We start from the raw sequence: 20,024 nt of genomic DNA on the forward strand, positions 1-20,024 counted from the left end.
GAGTGTTCACTCACCTGTCAACGTAGACTCGGGCCATGACCCGAGACGCCACCGCTCCGCTGACCGGAGGCGCCCTGACGCGCTCCCGCATCCTCGACGCCGCCGCCGCGCTGCTGACGACCGTGGGCCTGACCCGTACGACGACGAAGCAGATCGCCAGGGAGGCGGGCTGTTCCGAGGCGGCGCTGTACAAGCACTTCCGCAGCAAGGAGGAGATCTTCGTCCGGGTGCTGCACGAGCGGGTACCGCAGTTCTCGGACGTGCTGGAGCAGCTGCCGGGCTGCGCGGGTGACGAGCGCGGGCCGGCCGAGCACCTCACCGCGGTGGCGCTGGCCGCCGTCCGGTTCTACCGCCGGGCCTTCCCGATGGCCGGGTCGCTGTTCGCCAGCCCCGAGCTGCTGGCGACACACCGCCGCAAACTGCACGAGCTCGGTACCGCCGGGCCGCAGAACGCCACCCAGCATCTGGCCGGCTACCTGGCGGCCGAGCAGGCGCTGGGCCGGGTCTCGTCCGGCATCGATCCGCACGCGGCGGCCACGCTGCTCATCGGGGCCTGTTTCCACCGTGCCTTCCTCGACCTGTTCTTCGGCGCCGAGGCACCGGCCGGGGCCCTGCTTCCGGAAGACGAGGAGGACTTCGCGACGGAGACCGTACGGGCGCTGCTCGACGGCCTCACCCCGCCGGCGTCGGACAGCAGGCCCTGAGGGGTTTCCCTGCCGGTGACCCCCAGGGCTTTCCCCCGTCGGCGTCGGACAGTCCGCGAGGGGGCCGCCTGCCGGTCACCCCGCAGGGCTCCGCCCCACCGGCGTCGGACCGCAGGCCCTGAGGAGTCTCCCTCCCCGGTCCGCCCGGCCCGTGCCGCCAGCGCCCACGTCACCCCTTGTGGCCCGTCACCCGCAGGCCTCCGCCGGGAACAGGGTGTCCTCCGTCCGTTCGAAGGCGAGCAGGCGGCGCTTGCGGTCGAGGCCGCCGCCGTAGCCGGTGAGGCTGCCGTTGGCGCCGACGACGCGATGGCAGGGGACGATGATGCCGACCGGGTTGCGGCCATTGGCCAGACCGACCGCGCGGGCCGCCGTCGGGACACCGAGGCGTTCGGCGAGCTGCCCGTACGAGAGGGTCTCGCCGTACGGGATCGCGCACAGCGCCGCCCAGACGCGGCGCTGGAAGGGCGTGCCGCGCAGTGCGAGCGGCAGGTCGAAGGTGGTCAACTCGCCGCGGAAATAGGCCCGGAGCTGGGCGATCGCCGCGGCGAACGGCGGCTCGCCGGGGTCTGCCGGATCGCCGAAGGTCTCCTGGGGCGGGCGGTGGCGCTGGTCGGTCATGTAGAGGCCGGTGAGGGCCTCGCCGGTGGCGACCAGGGTGAGCGGCCCCACCGGGGTGTCGTCCAGGACCGTGTGGGTGAGGGGCGCGTCGGGCGCGGGGGCGTGAACTGTCATGGCTGCGGCCTCAGTTCGTCGGAAGGTGGTTGATGGGGTGGTCGTCGGTCGCCCAGAGGTACTGGACGGCGTAGGCGCGCCAGGGGCGCCAGAGGGCGGAGTGCCGGGTGAGGGCCGCAGGAGTGTGCGGCAGGCCGAGCCCGGCGGCCGCCCGGCGCAGCCCGAGGTCGGTCGGTGTGAAGGCATCCGGGTCGCCGAGCGCACGCATGGCGACGCATTCGACGGTCCAGGGGCCGATGCCCGGCAGCGCCGCGAGCTGGGCACGGGCCTCGTCCCGGTCGCTGCCGACGCCCAGTTGCAGCGCGCCGGAGCCGAGGGCGGCGATGACACCGGTGAGGGTGGCCCGGCGGGTACGGGGCATCGCCAGCGATTCCGGGTCCAGCCTGGCGAGCGCGGCGGCGGACGGAAAGAGGTGGCTGAGGCCGCCGCCCGGGTCGTCGACCCGTTCGCCGTGCGCACGGACCAGCCGTCCGGCGTGGGTGCGGGCCGCCGCCGTGGACACCTGCTGGCCGAGGACGGCGCGGACCGCGAATTCCTCGGCGTCGACCGTACGCGGAACCCGTCGTCCCGGCGCCTTGTCGACGAGCGGCGCCAGCAGCGGGTCCTCACGGAGCAGCCCGTCGACGGCCTCCGGGTCCGCGTCGAGGTCGAGCATCCGGCGGCAGCGGGCAATGGCGCCGGCCAGATCGCGCAGATCGGTGAGGGAGAGACGGCAGTCGATGTGGTCGGGGCGGGGTGCGAGGGCGACGATGCCGTGCCCGTAGGGGAGGCTCAGGGTCCGGCGGTAGGCGCCGTCGCGCCACTCCTCGACCCCGGGGACCGCGGTGGCGGCGAGGTGGCCGAAGAGGTTGTCGGGGTTCAGCGGCTGCCGGAAGGGGAGCCGCAGCGCGAGCGAACCGGGCGCCGCCGCGCGGGGCCCTGGCCTGGCCCGCTGCCGCAGCTCCGTCGGGGACAGCGCGAAGACCTCCCGAACCGTCTCGTTGAAGGTACGGATGCTGGCGAATCCGGCGGCGAAGGCGACATCGGCCATCGGCAGTGCGGTGGTCTCCACCAGGAGCCGGGCGGTCTGCGCGCGCTGGGCGCGGGCCAGGGCGAGCGGCCCCGCCCCCAGCTCGGCCAGCAGCTGGCGCTCTGTCTGCCGGGTGCTGTAGCCGAGCCGGGTCGCGAGCCCGGGGACACCCTCACGGTCGACGATGCCATCGGCGATCAGCCGCATGGCGCGGGCGACGAGGTCGGCCCGCTCGTTCCACTCAGGGGAGCCCGGGCTGGCGTCCGGGCGGCACCGCTTGCAGGCCCGGAAGCCGGCCTGCTGGGCGGCGGCCGCGCTCGGGTAGAAGCGCATGTTCTCCGGCTTGGGCGGCACCACGGGGCAGCTGGGACGGCAGTAGATACGGGTGGTGAGCACGGCCGTGTAGAACCAGCCGTCGAAGCGGGCATCCTTGGACTGCACGGCGCGCAGACAACGCTCGGTGTCGGTGTGCATGACCTCAGGATTGCTCAGTCGGCGGCATCCGGCTGGCGAGAATCCGACATCAACATCGGGCCACCAGGGACGGCGCGGGTCACCCGGGCCGCCCCTCGGCATTCACTTCCCGGCGAACCGGTCGAGCGCGCCGATCACCTGGTCACGCGTCGCCTCGCTCCCCTTGTGCCCCGCGTCAGGGATGACGGTCAGCCGGGCGTCCGGCCAGGCGCGGGCCAGCTCCCAGGCGGTGTGCAGCGGGCTTCCCATGTCCTGACGGCCATGGATCAGCACACCCGGAATGCCTGCCAGCCGCCCGGCGTCACGCAGCAGGGCGCCCTCCTCCAGCCATGCGCCGTGCGAGAAGTAGTGTGAGCAGATCCGGACCAGGGCCATCCGGGCCGCCGCGGGCCGGTCCCCGTAGGGGTTGGCGGCGCCGTACGGCTCCAGGGAGAGCACCGTGTCCTCCCAGGCGCACCAGTCGGCGGTGGCGCGCTCGCGCACCGCCGGGTCGGGGTCCGCCATCAGGCGGGCATACGCCCCGACGATGTCGTCGTCCCGCCCCACTCCCGGAGCACCGGCGAGGAAGCGTTCCCACGCCTCCGGGAAGAACCGGCCGACACCCCGGTAGAGCCAGTCGGTCTCCGAACGCCGGGTCATGGTGACGCTGGGGATGACGATCTCCGACACGCGCTCAGGGTGCCGCTCCGCGTACGCCAGGATCAGCGTCGAGCCCCACGATCCGCCGAACAGCAGCCACCGGTCGATGCCCAGGTGCACCCGCAACTGCTCTATATCGGCGAGCAGATGGGCCGTCGTGTTGTGACGCATGTCCGTGGCTGGATCACTGGCATGCGGGGTGCTGCGTCCGCAGCCGCGCTGGTCGAAGAGGACGACGCGATAGCGGTCGGGGTCGAAGTACCGGCGCGCGCCCGTACTGCACCCCGACCCCGGCCCGCCGTGGACGACCAGTGCGGGCTTCCCCGCCGGGTTGCCGCAGACCTCCCAGTACACGAGGTTGCCGTCACCGACATCGAGCATGCCCGTGTCGTGCGGTTCGATCGGAGAGTACTGCTGCGTCATCAGGCCGCCTTCGCCGTCGGGTTCACCTTCACCGTCACCGTCGCCCTTCGTCGCGTTCTTCGGGCTCGGCTTTGTCGCCGTCGTCGTCCTCGCCTGCGTCCCCGTCCCCGTCCCCGTCTCCGCCTGCCGGTCGCCGGAGCACAGGCAACGGCGCGTGCACTCCGGCCCCGGCGGCTCCGGTGTCAGCGCGTCTGCTCGGTGAAGGCCGCATACGCGCGCTCGTCGAAGAGGACGAAGCGCACCTCTTCCACGGCCGTGTCCGCGTCGCGCACCGTCTCGACGGCGATGCGGGCGGCGTCCTCCATCGGCCACCGGTAGACGCCGGTGGAGATGGCCGGGAACGCGACCGTCCGGGCGCCCAGTTCGTCGGCGATCCGCAGTGCTTCGCGGTAGCAGGAGGCCAGCAGGTCGCTGCGGTCCTCGCTGTCGGAGTGGACCGGGCCGACGGTGTGGATGACCCAGCGGGCCGGCAGCCGGCCGGCGGTCGTGGCGACGGCCTGGCCGGTGGGCAGGCCGCGGCCGTAGTGGGAGGCGCGCAGTGCGCGGCACTCGGCGAGGATCTCCGGGCCGCCGCGCCGGTGGATCGCGCCGTCGACTCCCCCGCCGCCCAGGAGTGAGGAGTTGGCGGCGTTGACCACGGCGTCCACGGATTGTTCGGTGATGTCGCCCTGGATGAGGGTGAGTGTGGGGCTCATGGTGTCCGAGCCTACGGAGGGGCGTACGACGCGGCCACTCGATTCAGCGGCGGTTCCCGCGCAGCCGTCGCCAGACCGTCTTGGCGGCGTAATGGCCGGACATGCCGTGGACGCCGGGGCCGGGCGGGGTGGCCTGGGAGCAGAGGAAGACGGCAGGGTGGGCGGTTTCGTAGGGGACGCGGGCGAGCTTGGGGCGGATGAGCAGCCGCAGGCCCGCCGCCGAGCCGGTGGCGATGTCGCCGCCGACGTAATTGGCGTTGCGGGCGGCGAGTTGGGGCGGGCCGGCGACCGCGCGGGCCAGGACGAGGTCGCGGAAGCCGGGGGCGAAGCGCTCGATCTGCCGCTCCACGGCGTCGGTGGCGTCGCCGTCCCAGCCGTTGGGGACATGGGCGTACGCCCAGAAGGTGTGCTTGCCCTCGGGGGCCCGGGTGGGGTCGATCAGGCTGGGCTGAGCGGTGATCAGGAAGGGGACGGAGGGGGCCCGGCCGTCTGTGGCGGCGTTCAGCGCGGCGGAGATCTCGCCGCTGGTGGGGCCGATGTGGACGGTGCCGGCGCGGTGCGCCTCCTCGGCCGTCCACGGCACCGGGCCCGACAGGGCGTAGTCGACCTTGAAGACGCCGGGGCCGTACTTCACCTCGCGGTAGGCGTTGCCCAGGCCCGCGATCCGGGCGAGCGCGGTCGGTGAGGTGTCGAAGACATAGGCGCGGGCCGGCGGCAGGTCGTCCAGGCGCTTGACCTCGAAGTCGGTGTGCACCACGCCGCCATGGGCGCGCAGCAGACCGGCGAGCGCATCGGAGATGGCCTGGGAGCCGCCGCGCGCCACCGGCCAGCCCTTGGCGTGTGCGGCGAGCGCGAACATCAGGGCCATGCCGGAGGTCCCGAAGCTGCCGAGCGGGGCGTTGGCGTGCGCCGCGAGCCCGGCCATCAGGCCGCGGGCCTTCTCGTCCTGGAAGCGGCGGTTGAGGAGGGTGACCGGCTGCGCCGCGACCAGGCCGAAGCGGGCGTAGGTCAGCGGGTCCTGCGGCAGGCCGAGCCACTGCGTACGCAGGAAGTCGTGGGCCATCGCCTCCCACTTGCCGGTGAAGGGCTCGACGAGTCTGCGGTAGGTGCCGGCGTCGCGCGGTCCGAAGGACATGGCGGTCTCGCCGACGGAGTGGCCGAGCACGGCGGCCGTGCCGTCCGGGAAGGGGTGCGCCAGGGGGATGTCGGCGTGCAGCCATTCGAGGCCGTAGCGGTCCAGCGGCATGGCGGAGAAGGCGGGCGAGCCGGCGCCGGTGGGGTGCACCGCCGAGCAGGGGTCGTGGCGGAAGCCGGGGAGGGTCAGCTCCTCGGTGCGGGCGCCGCCGCCGATGGTGTCGCGGGCCTCGAAGACCTCCACGGACATGCCGCGGCGGGCCAGTTCGACGGCCGCCGTCAGGCCGTTGGGTCCCGCCCCGATCACCACGGCATCGAGCATCCTCGGCACCTGCGCCACTCCCCTCAAGTCCGACCCTCGTCGGTGAGGGTCAGTTGGCGGCTGCCAGCAGTCCGAGGATACGCCGCGCCGTTGCGGTGTCCCGCGCCGCGGTGAAGGGCAGCGCATTGCCGCCTTCGATACGGAACGGCTGCCCGGCGACCGTGCCGCTCGCGCCGCCGGCCTCGTGGACCAGCAGCAGCCCGGCCGCGTGATCCCAGGCGTTTTCCCAGCTGAAGGCCGTGGCGTCGATCTCGCCGCGGGCTACGTGCAGATATTCCAGGCCAGCCGAGCCACAGGGGCGCGGGGCGATACCGCCGGTCTCCAGGGCGGCGAGCACCCGCTTCTGGTCGTCGGTGGTGAAGTCGTAGTGGGAGGTGGCGACATCGAGGACCGCACCGGACGACGGGCTGCCGGCCTGGAGCAGTACGCCATTGAGCCGGGCGCCGGAGCCGCGGCGGGCGACGGCCATCAGGCCGAGCGCGGGGGCGTACGTCCAGGAGGCCAGCACCTCGCCGCGGTGGGCGAGCGCGACCAGCGTGGCGAAGCCGGGGTCGCCGTGGACGAACTGGCGGGTGCCGTCGACCGGGTCGACGATCCAGACGGGGGCGTCGCCGTGCAGCGCGTCGAGCACGCCGGGGTCGGCGTGCACCGCCTCCTCGCCGACCACCCGGGAGCCGGGCAGCAGGTCCGTGAGCGCGGCGGTGAGGTGCTCCTCGGCGAGCCGGTCGGCGACCGTGACGAGGTCGTGCGGCCCGCTCTTCTCGACGATCTCCTCGGCGGCGAGCTGCCGGAAGCGAGGCATGATCTCGTCGGCAGCGGCGCGGCGGACGGCGGCCTCGACGGCGGCCAGGTCCAGCTCGGAGAGGTCGAACGGCGTGGCCTCAGGAGCGGCGGGCGCGGCCGATGCGGCAGCGGTGGGGGCAATCGGGGTAATCGCGGTATCTCCCGAATCTTGGGTACGAAGTGCTTCGATCATGTATCCATCGAACCACGAGCCACTGACACGGTAGCTGGACTCAAGGTGAAATCCGGATGCCGCGGAGGACACAGGGCAGGACGGCAGGTCAGGGCGCCCCGGGGCCCGGCGGAGCCGTCCAGCCCCCACAGCGGGCAGCCCGTCCCCCAGCGCCCGGCGGAGCCGTCCAGCCCCACCGGCGGGCTCCCGCGCCCCCAGCGCCCGGCGGCGCCCCTCAGCGTCCGACCGCGTACCCCTGCATCCCCCGCGGATTGGCGGCGGCCGACAGCACCCCGGTTTCCAGGTCCCGCGCCACCGCGCAGAGCCGTCCCTCGGACCAGGCGTCACCCACCGTGACGTGATGACCACGCCGGTGCAGCTCGTCGATGACCCCGTCGCCGATGCGGGACTCCACGGTCACGCTCCCCGGCCGCATTCCGCGCGGGAAGAAGGATCCGGGGAAGGAGTCGTTGTGCCAGTTCGGGGCGTCGACGGCGCCCTGCAGGTCGAGGCCGCCGCGGACCGCCCCGCGCAGCGCCACGGCCAGGAAGAAGTGGACCTGCCATTGGTCCTGCTGATCGCCGCCCGGCGTGCCGAAGGCCATGACGGGGACCCCGTCGCGCAGTGCGAGGGACGGGGTGAGGGTGGTGCGGGGGCGGCGGCCCGGGGTGAGGGAGTTGGGCAGGCCCTCCTCCAGCCAGGCCATCTGCAGCCGGGTACCGAGCGGGAAGCCGAGCGCCGGGACGACCGGGTTGGACTGCAGCCAGCCGCCCGAGGGGGTGGCGGAGACCAGGTTTCCCCAGCGGTCGACGACATCGATATGGCAGGTGTCGCCCCGGGTGGCGCCGTTCCGGTCGATCTCGGGCGCGATATCCGCCGGCACACCGCCGGCCGGGGCCTGCGCCGCGGCGCCGCGCGCGACGGTCGGCTCACCGGCTCCGCTGCCGGAGATACCCATCGCGTCGAAGCCGTCCTCCCCCGTCGCCGCCGCCACCGCGTGCTTGCTCAGCCGCGGGGTGCGGCCGTCCGGGCTGCCGGGCCGCAGCTCGTGGGAGGCCTGCTCCCCGATGAGGGCCCGGCGGGCGGCGTTGTACCCGTCGCCGAGGAGGGTGCCGAGCGGCACTTCGTCGGCGTCGCCGTACCAGGCCTCGCGGTCGGCCATCGCCAGCTTGCAGCCCTCGATGAGCAGATGGACGTAGTCGGCGCTGCCGTACGCGGGCAACTCGTCGGGCAGCAGGGCGAGTTGCTGGAGGAAGGCGGGGCCCTGGGACCAGCCGCCCGCCTTGGCGACGGTCCAGCCGTTCCAGTCGTGGGTGACGGGTGGCTCGTAGCCGGCGGCGAAGGCGGCCAGGTCGTCGCCGGTGAGGGTGCCCGCGTGGCGTTCGCCGGAGGTGTCCATGGCCGGGCGGGCCGCGAAGTCGGCGAGCGCCGCGCCGATGAAGCCTTCGCGCCAGATACGGCGGGCGGCATCGATCTGCGCCGCACGGTCCGCCGACGCGGCCTCCGCCTCCGCGAGCAGCCGGCGCCAGGTGGCCGCCAGCGGCCGGTTCCTGAGCAGCCCGCCGGGAGCGACGGGCCGGCCGTCGGGGAGGTAGATCTCGGCGGAGGAGGTCCACTCCGTTTCGAAGAGCCTACGGACCGCCTCGACGGTCTCACCGATCCGTTCGACGGCGGGGTGGCCGTGCTCGGCGTAGCCGATGGCGTACCGCAGCACCTCGGCGAGGGACTTGCTGCCGTGGTCGCGCAGCAGCAGCATCCAGGCGTCGAAGGCGCCCGGGACCGCGGCGGCCAGCGGCCCGGTGCCGGGCACCAGGTCGAGGCCGAGCGCGGTGTAGTGCGCCACGCTCGCGCCGGCCGGCGCCGGGCCCTGCCCGCACAGCACCTGCACGGGCCCGCCCGCGGGCGCCAGGATGATCGGCACCTCGCCCGCCGGACCGTTGAGATGCGGCTCCACCACATGCAGCACGAACCCGGCGGCCACGGCCGCGTCATAGGCGTTGCCGCAGTCCTCCAGGACAGCCATCGCGGACTGGGACGCCAGCCAGTGCGTGGTGGAGGCCATCCCGAAGGTGCCTTGGAGGGTCGGGCGGGTGGTGAACACGGGGGACTCCTCTGTCTGGCGGGGTGCGGTGCGGGTGCGACGGGCGAAGCGGAGGCGGTGAACGGGGGGTGAGGTGGGTGCCGTGGCGGACGGGCGGCCGGGCTCTTCGCGGAGGGGCGTACCGCCCGCGAAGACGGGCAGACCGTATGCCCCATACAACCACCGGGCAAGACGCCCGGTCCGCCCTGGCCGTAGGCTCGTGCCATGGCCATGCACCGCACCGCGCTCCCCCGCTCCGCCTCGGGCGTCCGGTGGGACGGGCTGGCGCTGCGCGTCGATGGACCGTCCCGCCCACCGCTGCGGGCCGAAGTCGCCGACGGGCGGCGGCTGGTGCTGCTCCAGGGGGACGAGGTGGTGCTGCTGGCGCGGCAGCGCGTCACCCATCGCGGGGTGCACTATGCGCGCACCGGCCGGTATGTGTCGCCGGTGCCTGCCTTGCGCGCCGATATGGCTCGCAGGTACCGGGAGGCCTGCACGGATGACGACGCCTGGAGCGCCCGCTGGGCCCATCACTTCGCGACCGCACTGCGGGAGAGCGGCAACGGGCCGCTCCACGAGGGGAATTGGCAGCTGCGGCCCGGCATGTCCCCCTATGCCGTCGACGCCTACTGGGAAACGCCGGCCCGGCACGACCCGGACCGCGGCCATATCGCCTGGTTCAGCGGAAGCCCGGCGCACGACAGCCGCGACATCCTGCCGCTGCGCCCGCTGTCCGCACCGGACACGCCGCGGGTGAAGGCGTGCCGTCGCCAGTACCGCGAGGGTGTGCTGCCACCCGTGGTGCTGTGGGGGATCAGCGCGCTCGACACCTGGGTGGTGCTGGACGGCCATGACCGGCTCGCGGCCGCGCTCGCCGAGGACGGCCGTCCGCCCGTGCTGCGGCTGGACCGCGAGGGGCTCCCCGAGTGGCACACCGCCCTTGCGCAACCGGACCTTCGTGCCTACGAGGAGCGCCTTGCCCACCTCCAGCGGCAGCGGAACGCCGGAGATCCGCTTGCGCCGAACAAGATCGCAAACGAGGGCCGTCGTCTGGCGCAGAAGCTGGAGCGCGCGGGGTCCGGCTCCTCTCCCACCCGCGGCTGGCCGCTGGCCGGCGGCGCCGCCGCCTGGGACGCACTCGCCCGGCAGCACGCCCCCGGCTGGCTGCCGGACACCGATGTCTGACGCACCGTCGGAACGGCGAACCGACGGCGGACCCCGCCCCAGCAGCCCCCGGCACCGTCACCCGCACCGCAGCAGCCACAGCACCCTGCGCGCCTCCGCCCAAACCTCCTCGCCCTCCCCCGCGCCGCTGCGTACCCTCGCCCCATGACCGGCACCGACGCGCCCCCCGCTCAGCCTCCTCGGCGCCCGCTCGTCGCGATCCTCACCGGAGCGGGCATCTCCACGGACTCCGGAATCCCCGACTACCGCGGGCCGAACGGGCTGTGGCGGCGGGACCCGGAGGCGGAGAAGCTCGTCACCTACGACACGTATATGGCCGATCCGGAGATCCGGCGGCGGTCGTGGCGGATGCGGCAGCAGAGCCCGGCGTTCCGGGCGCAGCCGAATGCCGCGCATGAGGCGGTGACCCGGCTGGAGCGGTCCGGGACGCCGATGCGGGTGATCACTCAGAACGTGGACGGGCTGCATCAGCTCGCAGGGATGCCCGAGCGCAAGGTGCTCGAACTGCACGGCACCGTACGGGCGGTCAGCTGCACCCGCTGTCATGCGCGGTCGTCGATGGCGGAGGCCCTGGCCCGGGTGGCCGCGGGCGAAGCCGATCCGGCGTGCCTGGTGTGCGGGGGGATCCTGAAGTCGGCGACGGTGATGTTCGGCGAGCGGCTGGACCCGGAGGTGCTGGGTACGGCGCTGGGGGTGGCGAAGGCGGCGGAGATCTTCTTCGCGGTCGGAACGACGCTGCAGGTGCAGCCGGCGGCCTCACTCGCCGGGGTGGCCGCGGAGCACGGCGCCCGGTTGGTCATCGTCAACGCCGAGCCGACACCGTACGACGAGCTCGCCGACGAGGTGATCCGCGAGCCGATCGGCAGTGCCCTGCCGCGGCTGCTGGCGGGGCTGGCGGAGCCCGCATGAGACACGGTGACGGCGGTTTCGGCGGGAAGGCGAGCGGCATGCGGGGCACACACCACGGTGAGTACAAGGTGCCGGGCGGCAAGCTCGTGGTCGTCGATCTCGTGGTGGCGGACGGGGTGTTGCGCGGGGTCCGGGTCGCCGGGGACTTCTTCCTGGAGCCGGACGAGGCGCTGGACGCCATCAACGGTGCGCTGGAGGGAGCCCCGGCCGACACGGATGCGCGGGGCCTGGCGGCGCGGATCGAGGCGGCGTTGCCCGCCGGCGCAACGCTGCTCGGGTTCAGCGGCGAGGCGGTGGGCATCGCGGTCCGGCGGGCGGTCGCGGAGGCCGCCGAGTGGACCGATTTCGACTGGCAGATCATTCACGAGGGCCCGCAACCCCCGGCGCTGCATATGGCGTTGGACGAGGTACTGACCGGCGAGGTCGCGGCGGGACGGCGGTCACCGACGCTGCGGGTGTGGGAGTGGGACCGGCCCGCGGTGATCATCGGCAGCTTCCAGTCGCTGCGCAACGAGGTCGACGAGCGGGGCGCCGAGCGGCACGGCGTGACGGTCGTACGGCGCATCAGCGGCGGCGGCGCGATGTTCGTCGAGCCGGGGAACACCATCACCTACTCGCTGTGTGTGCCGGAGTCGCTGGTGCAGGGGCTGTCCTTCGCGGAGAGCTATGCGTATCTGGACGACTGGGTGCTGACGGCGCTGGGCGATATGGGGATCACGGCCTGGTACAAGCCGCTCAACGACATTGCCACGGACGCCGGGAAGATCGCGGGGGCGGCACAGAAGCGCATCGTCGCGGGCACCGGGGCGGTGCTGCACCACGTGACCATGGCGTACGACATCGACGCCGCAAAGATGGTCGAGGTGCTGCGGATCGGCCGGGAGAAGCTGTCGGACAAGGGAATCGCCAGCGCCGCGAAGCGGGTGGACCCGCTGCGGCGGCAGACCGGGCTGCCCCGCGCCGAGGTCATCGAGCGGATGATCGCGTCGTTCCGGGCGCGCTACGGCGGGTCGGACGGCGCGGTCTCGGACGCGGAGCTGGCCAGGGCGCGCGAGCTGGCGGCGGGCAAGTTCAGTTCCCCCGAGTGGCTCGCCCGGGTCCCGTGACCATCAGCAGCGTGTAGAGCGTCAGCGCGGCGGCCAGGCCCACCGCCCAGCCGTAGTCGGCCAGGGGTTTGAGGAAGGGGATCAGCCCGTCGGCGGGGAAGGGGCCCTTGCCGGGCTGTGAGTACGAGCCGCCCACCGACAGCAGTCCGCCGACGACAAAGGAGAGCACGGCCCGCCAGTTCCAGCCGGCCGTGTACCAGTAGCGGCCGCCGGGACGGTAGAGGTCGGCGAGGTCGAGGACGGTACGGCGGATGATCCAGTAGTCGGCGATGAGGATGCCGGCGACCGTACCGAGCAGCCCGCCGACCACACCGAGCCAGGTGAAGATGTACAGCTCGGGTGTGGCGGTGAGCTTCCACGGCAGGATGATCACGCCGACGACGCCCGTGATCAGCGCCCCCGTACGGAAGTTGATGAGCTTCGGTGCCAGATGGGCCAGGTCGTACGCGGGGGAGACGACATTGGCGGCGATGTTCACGGAGATCGTCGCGATCAGGACGGTGAGCAGGGCGAAGAGCAGACCGAAGACGCTGTCGGACTTGCCGGCCAGCGCGACCGGGTCCCAGATCGGCGCCCCGTACACCGCCTGTGAGCCGGAGGTGACCAGTACGGAGAGCAGAGCGAACGCCGTCATCGTGGTCGGCAGCCCCAGGGACTGCCCCCAGACCTGGGCCCGCTGCCCGGCCCCGAAGCGGGTGAAGTCGGGGATGTTCAGGGACAGGGTCGCCCAGAAGCCGATCATCCCCATGAGGGACGGGAAGAAGACCGGCCAGAAGTGCTCGCCCCAGCCCAGTGCGCTCGGCTGGTCCAGCAGCGGGCCGAACCCGCCCGCCTTGGCCGCCATCCATCCGAGCAGCACCAGCGCGCCGAGCAGGACGAAGGGCGCGGCCCAGTTCTCGAAGCGGCGCAGGGTCTCCATGCCCCGGTGGATGATGGCGAGTTCGACGGCCCAGAAGGCCAGGAAGCAGAGCCAGAGGGTCCAGGGATAGCCGCCGATGGATGCCGCCTTGGCCCACTCACCGCCGACGATCTTGCCCAGCAGGATGTAGATGCCCTGGCCGCCGATCCAGGTCTGGATGCCGAACCAGCAGCAGGCGACGGCGGCCCGCACCAGCGCGGGCAGATTGGCGCCGCGCAGCCCGAACGACGCCCGTGCCAGGACGGGGAAGGGAATCCCGTACTTGGGGCCCGCATGCCCGGTGAGCAGCATCGGGACGAGGACGACGAGGTTCGCCAGCGCGATGGTCAGGACCGCCTGTTTCCAGTCCATGCCGAGTGCGACCAGTCCGGAAGCGAGCGTCCAGGAGGGGATGTTGTGGGCCATGCCGACCCAGAGGGCGGTGAAGTTGTAGGTGGTCCAGCGGCGTTCGGAGAGCGGTACGGGGCGCAGGTCGGCATTGACGTACCGGCCGTGTGCCGGGATGGCGTCCGGTGCCGGTTCGACGCGGCCGTCCGGGGCGGTGAGCTGGCCCGGGGGCGCTATGGGGAGCTCCGGCGGCACGGGTGAGGGGGTCGCGGACATACGGGGCCTTTCGTCCGGGTACGGGCCGCCCGGTGGCCGGGCGGCGCAGCGTGTCATCGGTGTGGCGACCGGCCTGCCGGCCGGCCGTCACGACCGCTGGGGCACTCTCGGGCCGCAACGCCGAAGGCGGTGTGCACCGCCCCGTACCAGCGCCCGTTCAGTCGGCGAACGCGGGGAGGATCTCGGTTCCGTAGGCGTCGAGGGTGGATTCCTTGGCGTCGTGCATGGCGTAGAGCGCGAACTGGTCCACGCCCAGCTCCTTGAGCTGTTGCAGCCGGTCGAGGTGCGCGGAGACCGGGCCCAGCAGACAGAAGCGGTCGACGATGGCGTCCGGGACGAAGGCGGTGTCCGGGTTGTCGGCCCGGCCGTGGTGGGAGTAGTCGTAGCCCTCACGGGACTTGATGTAGTCGGTCAGCTCGTCCGGGACCATGCCGGAGTGCTCGCCGTAGCGTGTGACGAGGTCGGCGACGTGGTTGCCGACCATGCCGCCGAACCAGCGGCACTGCTCGCGGGCGTGCGCGAGGTCGTCGCCCACATAGGCGGGGGCGGCGACACAGATGGTGAGTTCGGCCGGGTCGCGTCCGGCGTCCGCGGCGGCCTTCCGTACCGCCTTGATCATCCACTCGGTGAGGAACGGGTCGGCGAGCTGGAGGATGAAGCCGTCGGCCAGCCGGCCCGTCATGGCCAGGGCCTTGGGGCCGTAGGCGGCCATCCACACCGGCAGCTTGCCGTCCTTGATCCAGGGGATCCGGACCTGGTGGCCGCCGATGTCCGCCGCCCGGCCCTCGGCCAGATCGCGGATGGCCCCGATCGCCTCGCCCAGCCGGGCGAGGGTGTTGGGCGGCCGCCCGGCCACCCGCATCGCGGAGTCGCCGCGGCCGATGCCGCAGACGGTGCGGTTGCCGTACATCTCGTTGAGGGTGGCGAAGGTGGAAGCGGTGACCTCGGGGGCGCGGGTGGAGGGGTTGGTGACCATCGGGCCGACGATCAGCCGCTCGGTGTGTTCCAGGATGCGGCTGTAGAGGACGAACGGCTCCTGCCACAGCACGGTCGAGTCGAAGGTCCAGCCGTAGCGGAAGCCGTTGCGCTCGGCACGGCGCATCAGGGACACGACGGCGGAGGAGGGCGGGTCGGCCTGCAGAACAACTCCGAAGTCCACGGCGGCGCTCCTTAAATGAGGTACTGACATGTGCCACGCGGGATGTACTGGCCGTGGCCCGCGTGCCCGGTGAACTCCCGCCCGTCGATGACGAGTTCGCCCCGCGAGAGGACCGTTTCGACCTGGCCGGTGAGCTGTTTGCCCTCGTACGCCGAGTAGTCGACGTTCATGTGGTGGGTCTCGGCCGAGACGGTCTGCTGGGCGGTGGGGTCGTAGATGACGAGGTCGGCGTCGGCGCCGGGGGCGATGGTGCCCTTCTTCGGGTAGAGGCCGAACATCCGGGCCGGGGTGGCGCAGGCGATCTCGATCCAGCGCCGGCGGCTGATCCGGCCCTCCACGACGGCCTGGTGGAGGAGGTCCATCCGGTTCTCCACACCGGGCATCCCGTTGGGGATCTTGGAGAAGTCGCCGCGGCCGAGTTCCTTCTGCCCCTGGAAGCAGAAGGGGCAGTGGTCGGTGGAGACCACCTGGAGGTCGTTGGTGCGCAGCCCGCGCCACAGGGCCGCCTGGTGCTCACGGGGCCGCAGCGGGGTGGAGCAGACGTACTTGGCGCCCTCGAAGTCCGGCTCGGCGAGGTTGTCGGTGGACAGGAACAGGTACTGCGGGCAGGTCTCGCCGAAGACGTTCAGCCCCTTGTCGCGGGCCTGGGTGATCTCGGCCAGGGCTTCCTCTGCGGAGACGTGGACGACGTAGAGCGGTGCGCCGGCCACCCGCGCCAGCTGGATGGTGCGGTGGGTGGCCTCGGCTTCGAGCAGGACGCGGCGGACCTCGCCGTGGTAGCGGGGGTCGGTCCGGCCCTCGGCCAGCGCCTGTTCGACCAGGACGTCGATGGCGATGCCGTTCTCGGCGTGCATCATGATCAGACCGCCGTTGCCGGCGGACTGCTGCATGGCGCGCAGGATCTGCCCGTCGTCGCTGTAGAAGACGCCGGGGTAGGCGGTGAACAGCTTGAAGGAGGTGACGCCCTCCGCCACCAGGAGGTCCATCTCCTTGAGGGTGTGCTCGTTCACATCCGAGAGGATCATGTGGAACGCATAGTCGATGGCGCACTGGGCGTCGGACTTGGCGTGCCAGGTGTCCAGGCCGGCGCGGAGCGACTTGCCGCGGGACTGGACCGCGAAGTCGATGAGGGTGGTGGTGCCGCCCCAGGCCGCGGCGCGGGTCCCGGTCTCGAAGTTGTCGGAGGAGAAGGTCCCGCCGAAGGGGAAGTCCAGGTGGGTGTGTGCGTCGACGCCTCCCGGGATGACGTATCTGCCGGTGGCGTCGAGGATACGGTCCGCCGACTCCCCCCAGCTGTCGGCGATGGAGCTGCCGTGCGCGGCGAGCGCGGCGATCCTGCCGTCCTCCACCAGGACATCGGCGTGGATCTCATCGGCGGCTGTGATCACCAGTCCGCCCCGGACGACCGTACGGCTCACCATCCCTGCTCCTTCCACACCAGCGACATCGGCGGCACGGGAAGGCGGAGCTCGACGCGCACCATCTCCTCGGCAGGTCTGCTCCGCTGACGCCACGCCACCACCGGTCTACACCCGTAGATCGCGGTCGAGAAGGAGACCGTAGAAGCATGTCACCCAAGGTGGCAATACCGTGACCGTTAATCAGCGGAGACGTTCGTGTTGCGCCAACGATCAGCTGGACGGTTCAACGCGGCGGCCGGGCGCCGCGGGCGCGGTACGCGCCGGAGGGGTGCCGGGGTGGCGCGATGGGCAGATATCCGCCGGTGCCGGCGGGCAGTCCTCGCGAGCGCCACAGCATCCTGGCGGACGGTGCAGAGAGGCGACAGGGCATGGAGCACAGCACACCGTGGGAGTTCTCCGACGACCGGGGGCGCCTCGTGGTGGCCGGGGAACGGCCGTTGCGGATCGTGGCGTACATACAGGCGGGGGCGACGCTGTGGGACCACGGCATACGTCCCGTGGGGCTCTTCGGGTCCCAGCACGACGGCGCCGCCCCCGACGCCGCCAAGGGCGGTGAGCTGCCGCTCGCGGAGATCCCCTACCTGGGTTCGGGGGGTGCTCTGCACCCGGACACCCTGCTGGAGGCCGAACCGGACCTCGTGGTGGCCGTGACCTATGACGGCGAGCAGGTCTACGGCCTGGAGCAGAAGACCGCGCTGGAGCTGGAGACCCATGTCCCGGTCGCCACCGTCGCGGTGGGCCCCGGCCGGAGCCTGGCCGAGGTGCGCGAACGGTTCGCGGCGCTCGCCGGTGCGCTCGGACGGGGCGAACCCCCCGGCAGCGCCCGTGAGTTGGACGCCGCCGAGGACACCCTGCGGCAGGCGACCGGTGGGGCCGTACGGCCGCGGGCGCTGGCGCTGTCGCCCGCGGGCCCGGAGCGGGTGCATCTGGCCCGGCCCAGCTCCTGGCCGGATCTGCGGGCGCTGACCGAACACGGCGTCGGGCTGCTGGAACCGGCCGCGGGCGCCGGTGTGAACTGGTCCACGGTCGGCTGGGCGGATGCCGCGGCGATGGACCCGGACATCGTGCTCATGGACGTACGGGCCAACGCCGCCCGGCCCCAGGAACTCCGGGCCGACGAGCACTGGCGCGCGATCGAGGCCCGGGCCCGGCTGCTGCCGTGGAACCCGGAGGCCCCCTGCAGCCGGCGCGCGCACACCCGCTTCTTCACCCTGCTGGCCGACACGGTGCGCGAGTTCGCCGGGACGGAGTGAGGCAGGCCGGGTCCACCGCGGGTGCGCGGGGGCCTCGCTCGCCACGCAGCCCCCGCCCCGGCGGTGTCCGCTACGAAGCGGCCGGCATGCCCTGCACCGACCGCAGCGCGTCCGCGAGCAGATCCGCGCCCTCCTCCGCCTCGGCGACGGTCAGCGTCATCGGGGGTGCGATCCGCAGCGAGGCGCCGCCCTGCCCGCCCTTGCCGATCAGCAGCCCGCGTTCCCGGGCGGCCTCCACGACCAGCGAGGCGGCCTCGGGTGAGCGCTCGTCGGTGCCGGGCCGGACCAGTTCGATGCCGATCATCAGGCCGCGGCCGCGCACCTCCCGTACGACATCGAGGCCGGCCGCGACCGCCCGCAGCCGCTCGATGAGCAGGCCGCCGACCCGCCGGGCGTTGCCCTGGAGATCGTGTTCGAGGAGATAGCCGAGGTTGGCCAGGCCCGCGGCCATGGTGACCGGGCTGCCGCCGAAGGTGGAAATGGAGTTCGCGGAGAGCGAGTTCATCACCTCGGCGCGGGCCACCACCCCGCCGATGGACATACCGTTGCCGATGCCCTTGGCGAAGGTGAGCAGGTCGGGCGGGCCGTTGTCGGCGTGCGCCTGCCAGCCCCAGAAGTGGTCGCCGGTGCGGCCCCAGCCGGTCTGCACCTCGTCGCTGATCCAGAGGATGCCGTGCCGGGCGAGCACCTCGCGGAAGGCGGCGTAAAGGCCGTCCGGTGGCATGGTGAACCCGCCGACGCCCTGGACCGGTTCGGCGATCAGCGCGGCGATTCCGCCCGCGGTCTGCTGGAGCATGTCCTCCAGGTCGGCGACGCAGGCCGCGATGTACTCGGCGTCGCTCAGCTCCGCGTACGGGCCGCGGCTGCGCACCCCGCCGTGGACATAGAGCGTCTGCAGCGGCGAGAGGCTGGTCGGGGACCAGCTCTGGTTGCCGGTGATGCCGACGGTGGAGAACGACCGGCCGTGGTAGCTGTTGCGCATCGCCAGGATCTGGTTGGAGCGGCGGTGCGTGGTGGCCAGCAGCAGGGCCGCGTCGTTGGCCTCCGTACCGGAGGTGGTGAAGAAGACCCGGGCGTCGGGGATGCCGGAGAGCGCCGCGATCCGCTCCGCCAGGTCGACCATGGGGCGGGAGAGGTAGAGCGTCGAGGTGTGGATGATGCGGCCGGCCTGCTCGCTGACGGCCTTGGTCACCTCGGGCAGCGCATGGGCCGTCATGGTGGTGAGGATGCCGCCGAAGAAGTCGAGGTAGCGGTTGCCCTCCGCGTCCCAGACGTGGCGGCCCTCGCCGTGGGTGAGTTCGAGGGGCCGCTCGTAGTAGAGGCTGAGCCAGGAGGGCAGGACGGCCTGGTGGCGGGCGTGCAGGCTCGTCGCGTCATGGGGGGCATGGGTCATGGCTGCACCAGCCCGTCGTACGCGTCGGGGCGGCGGTCGCGGTAGAAGGCCCACTGCTGCCGGACCTCGTCGATCAGGGCGAAGTCGAGGTCGCGGATGACCAGCTCCTCCTTGGAGTCGCTGGCGACGTCGCCGACGAACTGGCCCCGGGGGTTGACGAAGTAGCTCGTGCCGTAGAAGTCGTTGTCGCCGTACTCCTCGACGCCGACCCGGTTGATCGCCGCGATGAAGTACTCGTTGGCGACGGCCGCCGCGGGCTGTTCCAGCTGCCAGAGGTAGGCGGACAGACCGCGGGAGGTGGCGGAGGGGTTGTAGACCAGCTGGGCGCCGTTGAGGCCCAACTGCCGCCAGCCCTCCGGGAAGTGGCGGTCGTAGCAGATGTACACGCCGATCTTGCCGACGGCGGTGTCGAAGACCGGCCAGCCGATGTTCCCCGGCTTGAAGTAGTACTTCTCCCAGAAGCCCTTGACCTGCGGAATGTGGTGCTTGCGATAGGTGCCGAGGACCGTGCCGTCGGCGTCGATGACGGCCGCGGTGTTGTAGTAGAAGCCGGACTGTTCGACCTCGAAGACCGGCACCACGATCACCATGCCGGTCTCCCGGGCGAGATTCTGCATCCGCCGCACGGTCGGCCCGTCGGGCACCGGCTCGGCCCAGCGGTAGTGCTCGGGCTCCTGGACCTGGCAGAAGTACGGAGCGTTGAAGACCTCTTGGAAGCCGATCACTTTCGCGCCCTGCGCGGCCGCCGCTCTGGCGTACTCCTCATGCTTCGCGATCATCGATTCGGTGTCGCCGGTCCAGGTCGCCTGGACCAGTGCGGCACGCACAACATCGGCCATGAGCTGCTCCTTTGTCGATGCGTCAGCCTGCAGCCCGCGCGGGATCTACGCGTGTGGAGGCGACCGTAAG

Annotated in this window: 17 protein-coding genes; 5 read left to right on the plus strand and 12 right to left on the minus strand. The window is 72.4% G+C overall.

Annotated elements, in window-relative coordinates; all coding sequences use genetic code 11:
- Positions 1–35 precede the first annotated feature (35 nt).
- Positions 36–704, plus strand: a complete 669-nt coding sequence (locus ACGFWI_RS27840; RefSeq protein WP_393908777.1) for a TetR/AcrR family transcriptional regulator — start codon at positions 36–38, stop codon at positions 702–704.
- Positions 705–890: 186 nt separating this feature from the next.
- Here the strand turns inward: ACGFWI_RS27840 and ACGFWI_RS27845 are convergent, their stop codons facing one another.
- The 7 genes from ACGFWI_RS27845 to ACGFWI_RS27875 form a co-directional block, all read right to left on the minus strand.
- Positions 891–1,436, minus strand: a complete 546-nt coding sequence (locus tag ACGFWI_RS27845) for a methylated-DNA--[protein]-cysteine S-methyltransferase (RefSeq protein ID WP_393908778.1) — start codon at positions 1,434–1,436, stop codon at positions 891–893.
- A gap of 10 nt (positions 1,437–1,446) precedes the next feature.
- Positions 1,447–2,919, minus strand: coding sequence for an AlkA N-terminal domain-containing protein (locus ACGFWI_RS27850; protein WP_393908779.1), 1,473 nt, complete (start codon positions 2,917–2,919; stop codon positions 1,447–1,449).
- Positions 2,920–3,021: 102 nt separating this feature from the next.
- The gene (pip, locus tag ACGFWI_RS27855; protein WP_393908780.1) at positions 3,022–3,981 is read right to left on the minus strand and encodes a prolyl aminopeptidase; all 960 of its coding nucleotides are present in this window, start codon (positions 3,979–3,981) and stop codon (positions 3,022–3,024) included.
- A gap of 182 nt (positions 3,982–4,163) precedes the next feature.
- Positions 4,164–4,676: an O-acetyl-ADP-ribose deacetylase gene (locus ACGFWI_RS27860; RefSeq protein WP_393908781.1), complete on the minus strand. Its 513-nt coding sequence runs from the start codon at positions 4,674–4,676 to the stop codon at positions 4,164–4,166.
- Positions 4,677–4,719: 43 nt separating this feature from the next.
- The gene (locus ACGFWI_RS27865; RefSeq protein WP_393908782.1) at positions 4,720–6,141 is read right to left on the minus strand and encodes a phytoene desaturase family protein; all 1,422 of its coding nucleotides are present in this window, start codon (positions 6,139–6,141) and stop codon (positions 4,720–4,722) included.
- Positions 6,142–6,181: 40 nt separating this feature from the next.
- Positions 6,182–7,108, minus strand: a complete 927-nt coding sequence (locus ACGFWI_RS27870) for an inositol monophosphatase family protein (protein WP_393908783.1) — start codon at positions 7,106–7,108, stop codon at positions 6,182–6,184.
- A gap of 214 nt (positions 7,109–7,322) precedes the next feature.
- Positions 7,323–9,188, minus strand: coding sequence for a gamma-glutamyltransferase family protein (locus tag ACGFWI_RS27875; RefSeq protein WP_393908784.1), 1,866 nt, complete (start codon positions 9,186–9,188; stop codon positions 7,323–7,325).
- A gap of 204 nt (positions 9,189–9,392) precedes the next feature.
- On the opposite strand from ACGFWI_RS27875, the gene ACGFWI_RS27880 reads away from it, so the two are divergent.
- The 3 genes from ACGFWI_RS27880 to ACGFWI_RS27890 all read left to right on the plus strand — a co-directional run bounded on the left by ACGFWI_RS27880 (position 9,393) and on the right by ACGFWI_RS27890 (position 12,367).
- Positions 9,393–10,352, plus strand: a complete 960-nt coding sequence (locus ACGFWI_RS27880; protein WP_393908785.1) for a hypothetical protein — start codon at positions 9,393–9,395, stop codon at positions 10,350–10,352.
- Between the two features lie 144 nt (positions 10,353–10,496).
- Positions 10,497–11,261: an NAD-dependent deacetylase gene (locus tag ACGFWI_RS27885; RefSeq protein ID WP_393908786.1), complete on the plus strand. Its 765-nt coding sequence runs from the start codon at positions 10,497–10,499 to the stop codon at positions 11,259–11,261.
- A 38-nt stretch (positions 11,262–11,299) separates the two neighbouring features.
- Entirely contained in the window at positions 11,300–12,367 is a 1,068-nt protein-coding gene (locus tag ACGFWI_RS27890; RefSeq protein ID WP_393908870.1) for a biotin/lipoate A/B protein ligase family protein, read from the plus strand.
- Here the strand turns inward: ACGFWI_RS27890 and ACGFWI_RS27895 are convergent.
- The 3 genes from ACGFWI_RS27895 to hydA form a co-directional block, all read right to left on the minus strand.
- Positions 12,333–13,889 carry an NCS1 family nucleobase:cation symporter-1 gene (locus tag ACGFWI_RS27895; RefSeq protein WP_393908787.1) on the minus strand — a complete coding sequence of 519 codons (1,557 nt, stop codon included), beginning with the start codon at positions 13,887–13,889 and terminating at the stop codon, positions 12,333–12,335. The two genes, ACGFWI_RS27890 and ACGFWI_RS27895, sit on opposite strands and share 35 nt — an antisense overlap.
- 157 nt (positions 13,890–14,046) lie before the next feature.
- The gene (locus ACGFWI_RS27900; protein WP_393908788.1) at positions 14,047–15,048 is read right to left on the minus strand and encodes a TIGR03842 family LLM class F420-dependent oxidoreductase; all 1,002 of its coding nucleotides are present in this window, start codon (positions 15,046–15,048) and stop codon (positions 14,047–14,049) included.
- A gap of 11 nt (positions 15,049–15,059) precedes the next feature.
- Positions 15,060–16,469, minus strand: a complete 1,410-nt coding sequence (gene hydA / locus ACGFWI_RS27905; protein ID WP_393908789.1) for a dihydropyrimidinase — start codon at positions 16,467–16,469, stop codon at positions 15,060–15,062.
- A 368-nt stretch (positions 16,470–16,837) separates the two neighbouring features.
- Between hydA and ACGFWI_RS27910 the strand changes: the two genes are divergently transcribed.
- Positions 16,838–17,722 carry an ABC transporter substrate-binding protein gene (locus tag ACGFWI_RS27910; protein ID WP_393908790.1) on the plus strand — a complete coding sequence of 295 codons (885 nt, stop codon included), beginning with the start codon at positions 16,838–16,840 and terminating at the stop codon, positions 17,720–17,722.
- 70 nt (positions 17,723–17,792) lie between these two features.
- Here the strand turns inward: ACGFWI_RS27910 and ACGFWI_RS27915 are convergent, their stop codons facing one another.
- Positions 17,793–19,115 (minus strand): aspartate aminotransferase family protein, encoded by a 1,323-nt coding sequence (locus tag ACGFWI_RS27915; RefSeq protein WP_393908791.1) that lies wholly within the window; start codon positions 19,113–19,115, stop codon positions 17,793–17,795.
- Positions 19,112–19,954: a nitrilase-related carbon-nitrogen hydrolase gene (locus ACGFWI_RS27920; protein WP_393908792.1), complete on the minus strand. Its 843-nt coding sequence runs from the start codon at positions 19,952–19,954 to the stop codon at positions 19,112–19,114. The genes ACGFWI_RS27915 and ACGFWI_RS27920 overlap by 4 nt, the downstream gene beginning before the upstream one ends.
- Positions 19,955–20,024: the final 70 nt, after the last annotated feature.

The sequence above is a fragment of the Streptomyces sp. NPDC048434 genome (genome assembly GCF_043200375.1).
Classification (GTDB): domain Bacteria; phylum Actinomycetota; class Actinomycetes; order Streptomycetales; family Streptomycetaceae; genus Streptomyces.